Source organism: Photobacterium indicum (assembly GCF_003026215.1).
Lineage (GTDB): Bacteria > Pseudomonadota > Gammaproteobacteria > Enterobacterales > Vibrionaceae > Photobacterium > Photobacterium indicum.
Map to the genome: position 1 here is coordinate 13,327 of NZ_PYOC01000017.1, position 16,735 is coordinate 30,061.

At 42.8% G+C, this 16,735-nt stretch carries 13 protein-coding genes; 7 read left to right on the forward strand and 6 right to left on the reverse strand.

What is annotated here, in order from left to right; all coding sequences use genetic code 11:
• Positions 1–51: 51 nt before the first annotated feature.
• Positions 52–1,449: an SPFH domain-containing protein gene (locus tag C9J47_RS24910; protein WP_107256486.1), complete on the reverse strand. Its 1,398-nt coding sequence runs from the start codon at positions 1,447–1,449 to the stop codon at positions 52–54.
• Between the two features lie 208 nt (positions 1,450–1,657).
• Positions 1,658–2,224: an elongation factor P gene (efp, locus tag C9J47_RS24915; protein WP_107256489.1), complete on the reverse strand. Its 567-nt coding sequence runs from the start codon at positions 2,222–2,224 to the stop codon at positions 1,658–1,660.
• Between the two features lie 34 nt (positions 2,225–2,258).
• Here efp and epmB point away from each other — a divergent pair, with 34 nt between their 5' ends.
• The 3 genes from epmB (at position 2,259) to alr (ending at position 6,375) form a co-directional block, all read left to right on the forward strand.
• A complete protein-coding gene (gene epmB, locus C9J47_RS24920) occupies positions 2,259–3,281 on the forward strand; it encodes an EF-P beta-lysylation protein EpmB (protein ID WP_107256491.1) in 1,023 nt (340 codons plus the stop codon).
• A 491-nt stretch (positions 3,282–3,772) separates the two neighbouring features.
• The gene (locus C9J47_RS24925; protein ID WP_245903627.1) at positions 3,773–5,116 is read left to right on the forward strand and encodes a methyl-accepting chemotaxis protein; all 1,344 of its coding nucleotides are present in this window, start codon (positions 3,773–3,775) and stop codon (positions 5,114–5,116) included.
• Between the two features lie 44 nt (positions 5,117–5,160).
• Entirely contained in the window at positions 5,161–6,375 is a 1,215-nt protein-coding gene (gene alr / locus C9J47_RS24930; RefSeq protein WP_107256496.1) for an alanine racemase, read from the forward strand.
• Between the two features lie 176 nt (positions 6,376–6,551).
• On the opposite strand, the gene C9J47_RS27190 is transcribed toward alr, so the two are convergent.
• Positions 6,552–6,782, reverse strand: coding sequence for a hypothetical protein (locus C9J47_RS27190; RefSeq protein WP_170107578.1), 231 nt, complete (start codon positions 6,780–6,782; stop codon positions 6,552–6,554).
• Between the two features lie 176 nt (positions 6,783–6,958).
• Between C9J47_RS27190 and rimK the strand changes: the two genes are divergently transcribed.
• Positions 6,959–7,864 (forward strand): 30S ribosomal protein S6--L-glutamate ligase, encoded by a 906-nt coding sequence (gene rimK, locus C9J47_RS24940; protein WP_107256498.1) that lies wholly within the window; start codon positions 6,959–6,961, stop codon positions 7,862–7,864.
• 1,068 nt (positions 7,865–8,932) lie between these two features.
• On the opposite strand, the gene groL is transcribed toward rimK, so the two are convergent.
• Complete coding sequence (groL, locus tag C9J47_RS24950) at positions 8,933–10,585, reverse strand: chaperonin GroEL (protein WP_107256502.1); 1,653 nt, start codon at positions 10,583–10,585, stop codon at positions 8,933–8,935.
• A 41-nt stretch (positions 10,586–10,626) separates the two neighbouring features.
• Complete coding sequence (locus C9J47_RS24955) at positions 10,627–10,917, reverse strand: co-chaperone GroES (RefSeq protein WP_006233714.1); 291 nt, start codon at positions 10,915–10,917, stop codon at positions 10,627–10,629.
• A 210-nt stretch (positions 10,918–11,127) separates the two neighbouring features.
• On the opposite strand from C9J47_RS24955, the gene C9J47_RS24960 reads away from it, so the two are divergent.
• Complete coding sequence (locus C9J47_RS24960) at positions 11,128–12,513, forward strand: MATE family efflux transporter (protein ID WP_107256504.1); 1,386 nt, start codon at positions 11,128–11,130, stop codon at positions 12,511–12,513.
• Between the two features lie 128 nt (positions 12,514–12,641).
• On the opposite strand, the gene C9J47_RS24965 is transcribed toward C9J47_RS24960, so the two are convergent.
• On the reverse strand, positions 12,642–13,217 hold the full coding sequence (locus C9J47_RS24965; RefSeq protein WP_107256506.1) for an FxsA family protein: 576 nt from the start codon (positions 13,215–13,217) through the stop codon (positions 12,642–12,644).
• Positions 13,218–13,669: 452 nt separating this feature from the next.
• On the opposite strand from C9J47_RS24965, the gene aspA reads away from it, so the two are divergent.
• Positions 13,670–15,130, forward strand: coding sequence for an aspartate ammonia-lyase (gene aspA / locus C9J47_RS24970; protein ID WP_107256508.1), 1,461 nt, complete (start codon positions 13,670–13,672; stop codon positions 15,128–15,130).
• A gap of 125 nt (positions 15,131–15,255) precedes the next feature.
• Positions 15,256–16,563: an anaerobic C4-dicarboxylate transporter gene (locus C9J47_RS24975; RefSeq protein WP_107256510.1), complete on the forward strand. Its 1,308-nt coding sequence runs from the start codon at positions 15,256–15,258 to the stop codon at positions 16,561–16,563.
• Positions 16,564–16,735 lie beyond the last annotated feature (172 nt).

The following is a 16,735-nucleotide window of genomic DNA, read 5'->3' on the forward strand; positions in this document are numbered from 1 at the left end:
CTTAGGCGGTGCTTTTTTTTGGATCAAATAAATACGTGCTATTTGTGCGCGCTATTTGTTTTGATTGGTATCGGTGAGTTTTTGGTTTTTCTCTAAAATCCCTAATGCCCCCAACCCCGTAATTACATCCAAGTTCGTTGTTAACTTTCCGGCATTACTGCCACCAAAATAGTTTGTTGGCATCTGTACTTGGTAGTTCTTCAAATTATTGTATAACGCAGTGGACACATCACGATTCAATTCAGCTAAATAGACATCGCGGTTTGCACCATAAGCATCATATTTTGACTTTAAAATTTCAGCTTCAGCGTGCCCTTTCGACAAAATGGCTTTCGCTTCGTATTCTGCTGATAACGCATTGGCTTTTTGAATAGCCAAGTTCGCTTCTGCTATCGCCAATTCCTTTTCTTTATCAACTTCCGCTAAACGCTTGGTCTTTTCGACCTCAACTATTTCTCGCTCCGCAATTTGACGAGCAATTTCCACTTCTTTTTGCTGCGAAATAATCGCGAGCTCTTTATTTCGCTGTGCATCTTGTACTTCACGAGTACGTTGAATCTCTTTACGTAACTGTTCCGTTTCTGCCTGTGCTTTTGATGTTTCTTGCTCTTGGATGGCACGAATGCGATCAGCGACTAACCGCTTCTTATCCATCAATAGCTTGTTTAATTGCTCTTCCGGTGAAGGGTCCCCTATCGTCACTTGCGTAACCGCAATACCATACTGCTGTAATGGGTTGTTCTGACGCTTAGGGTTACCATCTGTATCTAATACGGGGACGGTTTTCCATACCAATTGCTGGGTGCGTTGCAATTTATTTGAATTAGATTGGTTAATACCGACTGGCGCTAAATCAATTTGCTCAATTTCAACTTGCTTTCGTTCGGTCATATAAATGCCATCACGCAGCTGATCACCAAGCTTTGTTTTAAACTGATTTAATCCACCTTGGAAAAATTCTTCTCCGGTGTATTGAGTCGCCGTAATCACCGTGACATTTCGTGCATTTTTAACCAACAAAGCATCGATTAAATTACTGTTATTACGAAATTCTCGGTGCATTTTGATCACCGCATCAGGGTTTTGAGACAGCTTAAATCGGAAAGTAACGGGAATACTACCAATATAGGTATCAGCAAAGCGGACTTGAATAGACGGTAAGCGTTGATAGAAATCTTCGCCTGTTGTATTACCATAAGAAACGGTAATAACCTGATCGTATTGGGTGATCTTTGACAAAAAAGGCATCCGAAAGTGAATGCCTGGCTCACTAAAAACATCCAATTCGCCTGTCACATTATTCTGATGCACATAGGTATATCCCGCATCGGTCATTAAAACGGAATTATTTGCTAACCCCAATAATGCAGCAATACCTAAAATACCGCCAGCAAGAGGAAGAGACAGTTTTTTCTTTAGCGCAGCTTGTGCCTGAGGCTTAAAATCCATATAACCCACCAATCAATATAATTATTATGTATGTATTAATGGTTATCATTCTAAATACAAATAAATATAAACAATAGCTTACACTTGCAGCTGTACAACTGACCTCATAAAAAATAATGTAAAGCAGTGAAAGTTCAGCAAAATCACTGAATTGCAGGCATAAAAAAAGCCGCCTTAGCGACTTCTTTGTTACCTGTGAAAGCAAATATTACTTCACACGGCTTACGTATTCACCAGAACGCGTATCAGCTTTGATCACTTCGCCAATCTGGATGAACAGTGGAACACGTACAACGGCGCCCGTAATAAGTGTTGCAGGCTTACCACCAGTACCCTGTGTATCACCTTTTAGGCCAGGATCAGTTTCAGTCACTTCTAGTTCTACGAAGTTTGGTGGGGTAACAATAATTGGATTACTGTTCCAAAGTGTTAGCGTACACGTGTTGTTTTCTACCAACCATTTCGCATTGTCACCAACAGCTTTTACATCGGCTGCAATCTGCTCAAATGAAACGTTGTCCATGAAGTGGTAGAATTCACCATCGTTGTATAGGTAATCAAGTTCAACGTCGACTACATCGGCAGCTTCAACTGATTCGCCAGATTTAAACGTTTTTTCAAGAACTTTACCCGAAAGTAGCTTACGGATTTTTACACGGCTGAATGCTTGACCTTTACCAGGCTTAACAAATTCGTTTTCGATAATGACACAAGGTTCATTATCTAGCATAATTTTCATTCCGCTGCGGAATTCATTGGTGCTGAAAGACGCCATTTCTATCCTCTTACACATCTTCGAGTTGTATTTAATGCCGCATATAATAACCCGAAACGCCTCAACTGTTGAGCAAAACTGGCTTAATGATCTAGCTAATGCGATTTCAGATCCTTTTCTGCTACTAAAAACCCTAAAAATCGATCCCATACCATGGGAAAAGGGCTTAGCTGCCAAAAAGTTATTTGCGTTACGCGTACCAATGAGCTTTGTCGATAGAATGGAAATTGGCAATCCCTATGATCCACTACTGCGACAAATTCTGCCTTTAGAGCCAGAGTTTGAGGTACATGAAGGGTATTCTCTCGATCCTTTAGAGGAACAAGACAACGCCATTCCTGGCTTACTCCACAAATATAAAAACCGCGCGTTAATGATAGTGAAAGGTGGTTGTGCGGTGAATTGTCGCTACTGTTTTCGCCGTCACTTCCCTTACAGCGACAACAAGGGCGGTAAAACACAGTGGAGAATGGCGCTGAACTACATTGCCGAACACCCAGAATTAAATGAAATCATTTTATCTGGCGGTGATCCATTAATGGCAAAAGACCACGAGTTAGCATGGCTATTTGATAAAATAGAATCTATTCCTCATATTAAACGTCTGCGTATCCACACTCGCCTGCCTGTCGTCATACCTAACCGTATTACTGATGAGTTATGTGCATTAATTGGCAATAGTCGCTTACAAACGATTCTGGTTACCCATATTAACCACGCCAATGAGATTAATGATGAACTAACTGGTGCCATGAATAAGCTCAAACGCGTAAATGTCACTCTACTTAACCAAGGCGTACTATTAAAAGGGATCAACGATTCAGTCGGTGCCCTGATTCAGCTCAGCGAAGCCTTGTTTGAGGCCGGTATTTTACCCTATTACCTTCATGTTTTAGACAAAGTACAGGGCGCAGCCCACTTTATGGTCGATGACACTGAAGCGCGCCACCTAATGGCAGGCCTGCTGGAAAATGTTTCCGGCTATCTCGTCCCTAAACTCACCCGAGAGATAGGAGGCCGTAACAGCAAGACCCCGCTCGATCTACATATGGAATAACTGCTCACTCTCTCGCATCTTTCACACCTTATTATGCCGGGGATTGTGTCACCATCGACACAATCCCCCTCTGCATTTCTCCGCAATCATCCCTTTTTCAGTAAATTCATAAGAAAAACAGCGAATAGCATTCATTTATTTAAGTGCCATGTTTTTATGTCGCTCATTTCATTTGCAACGCAATAATGGAACCAAAATCACAAATAAGAAGAAATAATATGAATCTTAAAATGAAATTATCAGCATGCTTTGCTGTTCTCTCACTCATAATCATTTTGGTGCTATCTACCTTTTCCTACCAAGCTTTACAAAGCAGAACACTTAACAGCCTGAATACGGAACTAACAACAGCAGCCAATGCCACCCAAAAAATTATCGGTGATGAACGCCATGATCACCAAAACAAAGCCAACAACGATTACGACAAAATTTCCCAGAATTTGACCAGCTTCACCCAAGCCTCAGAGCTGGATTGGGTCTATTCCACCGTGATGAGAAACGGTCGGATATATTACACCTATATCAATCAAACAAAAGAAGAAGCACGTTCTGGCCACTATAAAAACTGGTACCAAGAAGAATACAAAATGGTTCCGAAAATGCTTCGCAAAGCATTCCTGACTCAACAAATCCAATTTGAAGAGTACCAAGGTGAATACGGCCGATACCGCTCAATTTTCGTCCCGTTTCGTAACCATCAAGGAGAAACCTATGTGATAGGGGTCGATATCTCGCTGAGCGAAGTTGATGCCATGATAAACCGCGAACTCAAGAAAGTGTGTATCACCGCAATGATCGTTTTGGCACTAGCACTAGTGGCTGCCCGCCTGATCGCCAATCAGCTTGTTGCACCAATCAATACGCTAAATGCCGTACTGCTCAACATTGCTAATGGCGACTGGAACCTCACACAACAAGTGCCAGTGAGCAGTAAGGATGAAATCGGGGCAATGTCGCACTCGTTCAATACCTTTATGGCAGCATTACGCCAGCGCCTAATGGAGGTTAGCCAAAGCACCGAAAGCGTTGCTGCGATCACCACCCAACTTGATCACCTCATTCAGGCCGTCACAAAGCGCTCAATCGAACAGGCAGAAAACGTTGGCAACAGTGCAGCGGCAATCGAAGAGTTGGCGACCAGTTCACAAAGCATTTCGGAAGTGGTCAACGGTGCCAATCAAAAAATGACCCACTTTGAACTGCATACCCAAGACACGGTCGGTGCGATCAATCATGCCGTCACTGGTATGCAAAATGTCCAACAGGAAACCAACACTGTTGCCGAAAGACTCCATCAGCTTGACAGCCGCGCCAATGATATCAACTCCATTGTTGAGGTGATCAAAGATATTGCCGACCAGACTAACCTACTGGCGCTCAATGCCGCTATCGAAGCGGCACGAGCCGGAGAGCAAGGCCGTGGGTTTGCAGTAGTGGCCGACGAAGTCCGCCAATTGTCAGAACGAACCGCCAAGGCAACGATCGAAATAGGGTCGATGATCAATACTATTCAAACCGATACGAGTGGCGCGACCGACACAATGCAACTAGCAGTCGGTCAAGTTGATAGTTGCGTTCAATATGCCGATGAAGCAAATCAATCACTTAATGGCTTTAGAACTGAAATTACCTCAGTAACCGAAGGCATGGAAGAAATTGCCGAGTCAGTAAAAGAGCAAGCTTTTGCCGCTGAACACTTATCATCCAATGTTGCCACACTCAGCAGCAGCGCCAATGAAAACCGCTTATCAACACAAGATGCACAACAAGGGGTAGAAGAGCTCAAGCGCAGAGCCACTGCGCTTCGTGATGTTGTGCGTTTATTCACGCTGTAACTTCACCCCATTTTTTACATCATATATATAAAAGGAAATACATTTTGAAACTGAAACTTAGCCTGGTTGCTCTTGCCCTAATGGGTCAAACTACCGCCAATGCCGCCCCTCTGCTGGTCGATTTCGATAATAACGAGCGCGAAGAGCGCGTTCAGTCAAGCAATGCATGGCTGGAAATCGATACCCAAGCATTTTCTGGCAACATTCAGTTACTTCAAAAACAGCTAAAAGCCGATACAAAAATCTGCGCGATCATGAAAGCCGACGCTTACGGTAATGGTATCGCAGGCCTAATGCCATCCATCATCGCCAACCAAGTGCCATGTGTTGGGATCACCAGCAACGAAGAAGCTCGTGTAGTACGTAAGCACGGTTTCATAGGCAAAATCATGCGAGTACGTGCCGCGAGCAAAAATGAAATTGAAGGCGGCCTGCAATACCAGATGGAAGAATTAATCGGTACCAAGGCACAAGCCGATCAAATCATCGAAATCGCCCGAGAAAATGGCACAACTATTCCGGTTCACCTAGCACTGAATACCTCAGGTATGGGGCGTAACGGCCTAGATCTGACAACTTATGAAGGTCAGGTAGAAGGTGTCGAAATCGCTGGCAATCCCAATCTGGAAATCGTAGGCATGATGACCCACTTCCCGAACGAAGGCCTTGACGAAATCAAGCGCAAGGTAAAGCGCTTCAAGGTAGAAACGAAATGGCTGATGGACAGCGCCGATCTAAAGCGTAAGGACGTCACCCTACATGTTGCCAACTCTTACATTACGCTGAACTTACCTGAAGCTCACCTAGACATGGTTCGCCCAGGCGGCATGCTTTACGGCGATTACCCAGCAACAGCACCATACCAGCGCATCGTTTCATTCAAAACACATGTTGCGTCACTGCACCACTTCCCAGCAGGCAGCACCATCGGCTACGGCAGTACCGCAGTACTAGATCGCGATTCTGTACTGGCAAACCTTCCTATCGGCTACTCAGACGGCTTTGCCCGCTCTCTGGGTAACAAGGCAGAGGTACTGATCAACGGCCAGCGTGCTCGCGTGATGGGCATGGTATCAATGAACACCACCATGGTCGATGTCACAGACATCATCGACGTACAGACCAACGAGGAAGTGGTTATTTTTGGCCGTCAAGGCTTTGAAGAAATCACTGGCGAAGAGACCGAAGAAAAAAGTAATCGTATTCTGCCAGAACATTACACTGTTTGGGGTGCAACCAACCCACGTATCTACCGTTAATTTCTGGCTCACATAACGTCAAGGCCAGCAACATGCTGGCCCTTACCATTTGCCTCCTTCAAAGCAACAAAGCAAGAGCCACGTATATTAATCATGCCAATGAGATTAATGATGAACGAACCAAAACAATGAAAAGACTCAAACTCGTGAATGCTATCCGGCTTAATCAAGAGGTATTATTGCCACCAGTACCTACACTCATCCATGTTATTCCTTTCCTTTGCAATTCTTCTTTTTATTGAAGTACACCATTCAAGCCATAAAACACCAAAAAGCCGAACCAAATCAAAAATAATATCACAACCAAAAATAATGACCTGTAACTCATTGTTATTGGTAGGGTGTACAGCTTGTACAGCTTTTTGAACATGATAACCCAAAAGCTTTTTTGCTTTATGAAATGGCATTAATCAATGCTTTTGATTAACTCGATAAAAAAATATCATCGTCACATATCTCGATTTTTTTTACATTTAAGAGCATAGTCGCCGCTTATTCAGTATTGTCCTTATTCGACAAATTGAAGTTCGCCAAACTTCCCACACTGATCCCATATCACCCTTTATAAGTCGCGAGAAACGCAATGAAAATTGGCATTCTGTCCCAGAACGAAACCCTATACTCAACCCGCCGTTTACGTGAAGCATGTGAAGCTCGTGGTCATGAAGCGGTTATCATTAATGCCCTGCGTTGTTATATGAATATCAACTCGGTACAGCCTTCTATTCATTTTGAAGGTAATGATTTAACTGGTTTTGACGCCATCATTCCACGTATTGGTGCAGACATAACATTTTATGGCTGTTCAGTATTACGTCAATTTGAAATGATGGATGTGTTCTCGGTAAATCAGTCAATTGCTATTTCACGATCTCGAGACAAGCTACGCTCTTTACAATTATTAAGCCGTAAAGGTGTAGGCATGCCAATCACTGGCTTTGCCAGCAAACCAGACGATGTGCCCGATTTAATTAAAATGGTCGGTGGTGCGCCACTGGTCATTAAATTATTAGAAGGCACTCAAGGTATTGGCGTGGTATTGGCTGAAACCCAAACGGCTGCAGAAAGTGTTATTGAAGCTTTCATGGGCCTGAAAGCCAACATCATGGTACAGGAATACATTAAAGAAGCTGGCGGTGCTGATATTCGCTGTTTCGTGATTGGCGATAAAGTCATTGCAGCCATGAAACGCCAAGCAGCTGACGGTGAGTTCCGTTCAAATTTACACCGTGGTGGTAGCGCATCTTTAGTCCGTATTACACCAGAAGAACGCAAAACAGCAGTCGCAGCTGCAAAAGCAATGGGATTAAGCGTTGCAGGGGTCGATTTACTTCGTTCTGAACGCGGCCCACTAATTATGGAAGTTAACTCATCACCTGGTCTTGAAGGTATTGAAGCAGCAACAGAAAAAGATATCGCCGGTATGATTATCGAATATATCGAAAAAAATGCCGCCAAGAAAAATCGCCGCCACTTACAGCACCAGTAAAAGTTAGCCTCACACTTATCGACGAGTGCCTTACTATTCGATCTAATTAAAAGCAGCGGTTACTGGCTGCTTTTCTTTTTTATATACCGTAATCCTCCTTCTAAAGTGTTCCTCTTAATTCTTCATGCCTTGTTTCTCTGTTATTTATGCCAGTCCAAAATAATTTTTCCTACGCGATTTCTTGCCTAATTACAGACCGAGTATGATGTTAATCACACGCGCGTGCATCTTTTACCACATAGAACAGCAAAAAGATGCCCACAAATAACACCGGTAATATAAAGCATGAAAAACATCGTAAGCAGTTGATATCCAACTCATTTATTTTGCGTACAGCTTTTTTTGCTAATTTCAAAGTGAACTGCACATGGTTATTTTGATTTAAAAACATCCTGACATTCTTAAAGCCAAAAGAGGTACAGCGAAATGTCACATAAACAGCTAAAACATGAACAAAAATAACAAGTGGTTTAAAGTACAAAATAAAGCACGTAACAGGCTGATTTTAAACAAGTAAAAACATGTACTGCTTTTGGGGCTTTTTTCCAAGTGAAGGGTGATGGCATTTTTCATCCTTAAATAGGAATAAAACAGCAGTATGCTTTTTATAAACAAAACAACGTACAGGATTAAAGCTAAAAATCAGCAAAAAGGTGACCACGATTAATACGTGAGTATTTCAATCCAAGAGTCAGATGTAAGCCATTGTTTTGTATGTAAATTTATTATTGTGCAGCTTTTAAAGGAATTTAATCAGTAAGCTAGCCAGTAGATTTATGGTTTTAATCATTCTATCTACCACGATTAAAACCTTGTGCTAGCTTGTTGGTAAAGACTGACATCAAATATTGATACTTATCATGATTGGTATAGTTGCGGGGATATACGGCTATTGGCGAATCAATACTGACGTTATGGAAGGTACTTTCATGAATGGCTGCATCGAATAAACACAAAATGCCATGTAACAGGTACAAAAAAACCCGCCATAAGACGGGTTCTTTTTTATCAGTGGTTATTTACAGCACAATGATCAACACCATGTTGTTAATAACGACAGAATGATGATTACATCATACCGCCCATGCCACCCATACCACCCATGCCGCCCATATCAGGCATTGCAGGAGCATCTTTAGCTGGCATATCTGTAATCATAGCTTCAGTAGTAATCATCAGGCCAGCAACAGAAGCTGCGAACTGAAGTGCTGAACGCGTTACTTTAGTTGGGTCAAGAATACCCATTTCAATCATGTCGCCGTATTCGCCAGTTGCAGCGTTGTAACCATAGTTACCTTCGCCAGCACGAACATTGTTAGCAACAACAGATTCTTCGTCACCCGCATTCTTAGTGATTTGACGGATAGGAGATTCCATCGCACGAAGTGCTACGCGAATACCTACGTTCTGCTCTTCGTTGTCACCAACAAGACCAGACTCAGCAACTTGTGATGCTGCGCGGATTAGTGCAACACCACCACCAGCAACTACGCCTTCTTCTACAGCAGCACGCGTTGCGTGTAGTGCATCTTCAACGCGGTCTTTCTTCTCTTTCATTTCAACTTCAGTTGCCGCGCCAACTTTAATTACAGCAACGCCGCCAGCTAGTTTCGCAACACGCTCTTGAAGTTTTTCTTTATCATAGTCAGATGTTGCGTCTTCGATTTGTTGACGAATTTGAGCAACACGTCCCTGAATCATTGTTTCTTCACCAGCACCATCGATGATAGTTGTGTTTTCTTTGGTGATAGTAATGCGCTTAGCTTGACCAAGATCTTCAAGTTGTACTTTTTCTAGCTCTAGACCGATTTCTTCAGAAATAACAGTACCAGCCGTTAGTACAGCAATGTCTTGTAGCATTGACTTACGACGGTCACCAAAACCTGGTGCTTTAACAGCAGCAACTTTTACGATACCACGCATGTTGTTCACAACAAGTGTTGCTAATGCTTCACCTTCAACGTCTTCCGCAACGATAAGCAATGGACGAGAGGCTTTCGCTACGCCTTCTAGAGCAGGAAGTAGTTCACGAATGTTCGATACTTTCTTGTCTACAAGTAGAATGAATGGGCTTTCTAGATCAACAGAACCCGCTTCTTGGTTGTTGATGAAGTAAGGAGAAAGGTAACCGCGGTCGAACTGCATACCTTCAACGACATCAAGCTCGTCATGCAATGCTTGACCTTCTTCAACAGTGATAACACCGTCGCGGCCTACTTTTTCCATTGCTTCTGCAATTAGGTTACCCACAGTTGCATCAGCATTTGCAGAAATAGTACCTACCTGTGCGATAGCTTTTGTATCTTCACACGGTACAGACAGTTCTTTTAATGCTTCAACAGCAGCAACAACCGCTTTGTCGATACCACGTTTAAGATCCATTGGGTTCATGCCGGCAGCAACGGCTTTTAGGCCTTCAGTAATGATTGACTGTGCCAATACTGTTGCTGTTGTTGTTCCGTCGCCCGCCGCGTCATTCGCTTGCGAAGCCACTTCTTTTACCATTTGTGCGCCCATGTTTTGGAACTTGTCTTCAAGTTCAATTTCACGTGCAACAGAAACACCATCTTTTGTGATTGTTGGTGCGCCAAATGATTTATCTAGAACAACGTTACGGCCTTTAGGACCTAATGTTACTTTTACAGCGTCAGCCAGAACGTTTACACCTTCTAGCATTTTAATTCGAGCGTCATTGCCAAATTTAACGTCTTTAGCAGCCATGTCTCTATTCCTTTCTTAATTATTTATTTAAAGTGAACGGATTATTCAACGATTGCCATGATGTCATTTTCAGACATGATCAGGACTTCTTTACCATCAATCTTTTCTGACTTAGTGCCGTAGCCTTCAGCAAAGATAACAGTATCACCAACTTTAACATCCAACTCTTGAACTGTGCCATTTTCTAGAATGCGGCCTTTGCCTACAGCTAGTACAACACCACGTGTTGATTTTTCGGCAGCAGAACCAGTTAGCACAATGCCACCAGCAGACTTAGATTCAACTTCTTGGCGTTCAACGATAACTCGGTCATGTAAAGGACGAATGTTCATTGGTCGTCTCTCCTGATTGGGTAAGATCCATGGGATATAAACAAGTAGCACACTAGAGGTCACTTACTTGTTCTGTTAAGTACACATGTTGGGTCATTTTTTAGGATCCCAAGCCCTAAGCGCTAAATATTACGAAAATAACCCCGAGAATTTTTGCCCGATCACACTCTTTGCTTTAGGGTAATCGAGCGAATCAAATTCGAGACCATTATGTTAAAAGAAAAAAGGTCCCTGCCGGTAATACCAAAGACCGTAAATCAACGCCCCGACAAACACGGGCTGCTATCTGATCCTATCGCAGATGTATTGCGTCGCCTTGCTGTACCTATGGCATTTGGTATGGTCGCAATCTTAATGTTCAACTTAGTTGATACTTTTTTCATCTCATTATTAGGCACTGATGCACTGGCTGCTGTCAGCTTCACTTTTCCTGTTACCTTTGCTGTAAATTGCATCACGATGGGAGTCAGTGTTGGTATCTCGACCAATATTGGTCGCTTATTAGGTCAAGGGGCTGGACATTCAGCAGCACGCTTCGCCAGCCATGGTATTTTATTAGCCGTTATACTGGTTATTGCAGCATCGAGTCTAGGTATCATCACGATTGAACCTTTGTTTTCACTGATTGGCGCAAGTCCCGATTTATTACCAGTGATCAGTGAATACATGAGTATTTGGTATTTAGCGATCCCATTGCTGGTTATTCCGATGGCAGGAAATAGTGCGATTCGTGCGACGGGTGATACTAAAACGCCTGCAAAGATCATGATGTTGGCAGGTTTGATCAATGGTGTGCTCGATCCTTTATTGATCTTTGGCTACGGACCGTTTCCTGAATTAGGAGTAAAAGGCGCTGCGATTGCCAGTGGCATAAGCTGGGCATTCGCCCTGTTTTATTCGCTGTTTATTTTAATTTACCGAGAGAAACTGCTGGCAAAACCGAAACCTACATTACTGCTGAATGATTGGAAAAAGGTAATGCAAATTGGTATGCCTGCTGGGCTATCAAATGCGTTAAATCCGCTATCTGGTGCATTACTTATGTGGTTACTTGCCACGCAAGGCACAACATCTGTGGCGGCTTATGGTGCCGCTATGCGCATTGAGTCGTTACTGGTCATTACCATGATGGCGCTAGGCTCTGCGTTAATGCCCTTTATGGCGCAAAACTTAGGGGCCGATAAACCAGAGCGGGCATTTAAAGCCCTGTTCATCGCCATGCGGTTTGCCATTATTTTCCAGTTGTTAATCTTCGTGATGATGGTTCCGCTCAGTTGGCCGTTATCAGCCTTATTCAGCCAAGATGTCGCTGTGCAAGAGCAATTGTGGCATTACTTGATAGTGGTACCTATCAGCTACGGGCTTCAAGCAGTATGTATGTTATTAATTAGTGCTTTAAATGCAATGCATAAATCAATGCATGCCCTAGTGTGGAATTTATTACGTTTATTCGGCTTTTTATTACCCGCAGCATGGTTAGGCAGCCAGCTTAATGGCACTGAAGGATTATTTATTGGTATTACCGTTGCCAATATCGCCAGTGGTATTTGTGCTTATCTATATGCTATTCGCATGCGTAAACAAGCAGGTTTTTAAACATATCACGATACAAAAACAACGCATTCTCGCTTAAAAAATGTGAATAGCATGAACAAAAAAAGCAGCCAATGGCTGCTTTTTTATTGCGTCGAGTCATACGCTGTTCAGCGCTTGTATTCGATAAACTAATTCAAACGATTATTCTGGTCGTTATTTTTATCGTCTTTACGTTCAAACTCACCATCAAACACATCACCGTCTCGATTGTCAGTATTACGCGTCTCTTGACTACGCTTTTGCTCAAAAGGATCGGCACCATCGAATGGACCTTGCTGACCAAATGGGCTTTGGTTGTCAAACCCCTGACCGCCGCCAAACCCTGCCGAGAAACCAGAACCCATGCCGTTTACTTTTACTCGGCTCATTAATTGCTTCGCCAGCATGGCGCGGGGAGCAGGTAATAACACTATCATCCCCAATGCATCGGTCATAAAGCCTGGGGTTAATAGCAATACACCGGCAACAGCCAACATAACACCTTCAACAATTTGTTGAGCCGGTATTTCACCTTGTTGTAATCGGCTTTGAACAGACATCAAGGTCGCAATACCTTGGCTGCGAACTAATGACGCCCCCACAACTGCTGTTACCAATACGAAAGCAAGGGTTGGCCATAAGCCAAAGAAACCACCCACTTGGACAAACAATCCAATTTCAACGATAGGGACAAGAATAAATAAAAACAGCAATACAGGAAACACAGCTTACCTCTTAGGGGTCGTTGATCACTTACGGGTAACACTTCATCACCGAGGCATTACCAAAAAGATATTAAATTTAATCTATACATTAACTATGGGGCTATTGTGGCATTTTTCAACTAAATAGGCGCGAAGCTACCCCGCATTATTCGTTACCAACCGTAAATACACACTTCATTCACAATTGATTATATTCTTTCATTTACCCCCCTATTCGAGGTCCTAATTATTAACAGCATTTGTGAAGCAGATCTCATTCTTGTGCAAATGTTTTCATGTGCTTCAAAAAAGTGATCTCGGTTATGGTTTTACCACTAAAGGGGAGTATTATCGGCTGCAAATAAGGTGTCAGGAACGATCATCTAGCCAAAACTTCTGCGGAATGGATTCTTATTCAGAACTGGCTCAAAGTTTGAATTTTTATTAGCAGATTCCCCATAAAGGCTATATTTATGTCTCAGATGATTGATCTTGAAAAGAATGAAGCAACTCTAAATGTTGCTACTCGCATTGAAGAAGATTTACTTGGTGAACGTCACGTTCCTGCTGACGCTTACTGGGGTATCCACACACTTCGCGCTGTTGAAAACTTCAACATCTCAAGCACTACAATTTCTGACGTTCCTGATTTTGTTCGCGGTATGGTTTTCACTAAGAAAGCAGCTGCAATGGCGAACAAAGAGCTAGGCGCTATTCCTTCAGAAGTTGGTAACTACATCATCAAAGCATGTGATTTAATTCTAGACACTGGTAAGTGCATGGATCAATTCCCATCTGATGTTTTCCAAGGCGGTGCCGGTACTTCAGTGAACATGAACGCAAACGAAGTTATTGCTAACCTTGCTCTTGAACTGATGGGTAAAGATAAAGGCGAATACGACGTCGTTAACCCTAATGATCACGTAAACAAATCGCAATCAACTAACTGTGCGTACCCAACAGGCTTCCGTGTTGCTGTATACAACAGCATCATGACAATGATTGAAGCACTTGATTACCTAAAAGGTGCTTTCGACGCGAAAGATAAAGAATTCGCAGGCGTTTTAAAGATGGGTCGTACTCAGCTTCAAGATGCTGTACCAATGACTGTTGGTCAAGAGTTCCACGCATACTCAGTTCTTCTTAAAGAAGAAATCAAAAACCTTAAGTACACAGCAAACCTTCTACTTGAAGTGAACTTAGGTGCAACGGCTATCGGTACTGGCTTAAACGCTGCGACTGGTTACCAAGAACTTGCTGTTCAGCGTCTTGCTGAAATCACTGGTCTACCATGTACACCAGCAGAAGATTTAATCGAAGCAACGTCTGACTGTGGCGCATACGTAATGATCCACGGTGCTCTTAAGCGTACTGCGGTTAAATTATCTAAGATTTGTAACGACTTACGTCTACTTTCTTCTGGTCCTCGTACAGGTTTGAACGAACTAAACCTACCAGAAATGCAGGCAGGTTCTTCAATCATGCCAGCTAAAGTAAACCCAGTAATTCCTGAAGTAGTTAACCAAGTTTGCTTCAAGGTTATTGGTAACGACACTACAATTACTTTCGCAGCAGAAGCAGGTCAGCTTCAGTTGAACGTAATGGAACCGGTTATCGGTCAAGCATTGTTCGAATCTATTTCACTACTGAAAAATGCCTGTGTGAACCTACGTGATAAGTGCGTATCTGGTATCACAGTGAACAAAGAAGTATGTGAAAGTTACGTATTTAACTCAATCGGTATCGTGACTTACCTAAACCCATTCATTGGCCACCACGAAGGTGACATTGTTGGTAAGATTTGTGCTGAAACAGGTAAAAACGTACGCGAAGTTGTACTTGAGCGTGGTCTTCTAACTGAAGAGCAACTAGACGACATCTTCTCTGTACAGAACCTAATGCACCCAGAATACAAAGCGAAGCGTTATAACTAATTTATAACTAACGTAACCGCTAAATAATAAAGCGGGTTTTCAGGAAGGAAACCCGCGCCTCCTTGCTACAAAATTCCCATTTATATTTTTTATTTATTTTTTAACTTAAAGACAGGACAAATCTAATGATTGGTGTAGAACTATTTGTTGTTCTCGCGTTTATTTATTTAGGCGCAAGAATTGGTGGTATTGGTATCGGTCTTGCCGGTGGTGCTGGTGTTATTGTGTTATCGCTATTTTTAGGGGTACCAACAAGCCAAGCATTTATTCCGGTTGATGTAATTTTAATTATCATGTCAGTTATCACAGCGATTGCAGCAATGCAGGTAGCGGGTGGTATGGACTGGTTAGTTGAATTAGCAGAAAACTTCCTTCGAAAAAATCCTAAGCACATTACTTTTTATGCGCCAATCGTGACATATTTTATGACACTGATGGCGGGTACAGGACACACTGCATTCTCTACCCTTCCAGTTATTGCTGAAGTAGCTAAAGAGCAAGGCATTCGTCCTTCACGTCCACTTTCTATTGCGGTTGTTGCATCTCAGATTGCGATTACTGCATCACCAATTTCAGCGGCTGTTGTTTTCTTCTCTGGTCTGCTTGAACCAATGGGCATTGGTTATCTAACACTGCTTGCGATTTGTATTCCAACAACGTTCATCGCATGTATGGTTGGTGCATTCGTTGCTAACTTCCTAGGCTGTGAACTAAAAGATGATCCTATATATCAAGATCGCCTAGCAAAAGGTCTTATCAAGCTTAAAGGTTCTGGTAAGCGTGAGATACTACCAACTGCGAAGCCTGCAACGTTCATCTTCCTTGGCGCAATCGCATTTGTTGTTTGCTACGCAGCAGCAATCTCAAGCTCTGTGGGTCTTATTGAGAACCCAGCGCTTGGTCGTAACGAAGCAATCATGACAGTTATGCTAGCAGCAGCTGCAGCTATCGTGACTTTTACAAAAATCGATGCGTCTAAAATTGCAGCAGCACCTACATTCCGCTCTGGTATGACAGCATGTATCTGTGTATTAGGTGTGGCATGGTTAGGTTCTACATTCGTTAACTCACACGTTGATGGCATTAAAGAAGTAGCAGGTTCACTACTTAGTGACTACCCATGGATGCTAGCACTTATCTTGTTCCTTGCATCTATGTTGCTTTACTCTCAAGGTGCAACAACTACAGCTCTAATGCCTGCGGCATTGGCTATCGGTGTTGCTCCTCTTACTGCTATCGCATCTTTTGCAGCAGTAAGTGCGCTGTTCGTACTACCTACTTACCCAACGCTACTAGCAGCGGTTGAGATGGATGACACAGGCTCTACACGTATCGGTAACCTTGTATTTAACCACCCATTCTTTATTCCAGGTGTGGTAACTATCTCTACGTCAGTAGGGCTAGGCTTCTTGATTGGCGGAATTATTCTTTAATCGCTAAACAAGCACATACAACTAAGGCTACCCTCGGGTAGCCTTTTTCTTTTATAGATACATTAGGGCATGTAGTTATTTTGATTAGTATCAAATGACAATAAATAGTCAGTCGATGCTAGATAAATACAGAGATAATACGACATGCTAGAGATATCAAAGGTTGAGTAGA

Coding starts and splice junctions, on each gene's coding strand:
- C9J47_RS24910 (WP_107256486.1), bottom strand. CDS start 1,449: ATGGATTTTAAGCCTCAGGCACAAGCTGCGCTAAAGAAAAAACTGTCT.
- groL (WP_107256502.1), bottom strand. CDS start 10,585: ATGGCTGCTAAAGACGTTAAATTTGGCAATGACGCTCGAATTAAAATG.
- C9J47_RS27190 (WP_170107578.1), bottom strand. CDS start 6,782: ATGCCATTTCATAAAGCAAAAAAGCTTTTGGGTTATCATGTTCAAAAA.
- C9J47_RS24960 (WP_107256504.1), top strand. CDS start 11,128: ATGTTAAAAGAAAAAAGGTCCCTGCCGGTAATACCAAAGACCGTAAAT.
- C9J47_RS24925 (WP_245903627.1), top strand. CDS start 3,773: ATGAGAAACGGTCGGATATATTACACCTATATCAATCAAACAAAAGAA.
- C9J47_RS24955 (WP_006233714.1), bottom strand. CDS start 10,917: ATGAACATTCGTCCTTTACATGACCGAGTTATCGTTGAACGCCAAGAA.
- efp (WP_107256489.1), bottom strand. CDS start 2,224: ATGGCGTCTTTCAGCACCAATGAATTCCGCAGCGGAATGAAAATTATG.
- aspA (WP_107256508.1), top strand. CDS start 13,670: ATGTCTCAGATGATTGATCTTGAAAAGAATGAAGCAACTCTAAATGTT.
- epmB (WP_107256491.1), top strand. CDS start 2,259: ATGCCGCATATAATAACCCGAAACGCCTCAACTGTTGAGCAAAACTGG.
- C9J47_RS24975 (WP_107256510.1), top strand. CDS start 15,256: ATGATTGGTGTAGAACTATTTGTTGTTCTCGCGTTTATTTATTTAGGC.
- rimK (WP_107256498.1), top strand. CDS start 6,959: ATGAAAATTGGCATTCTGTCCCAGAACGAAACCCTATACTCAACCCGC.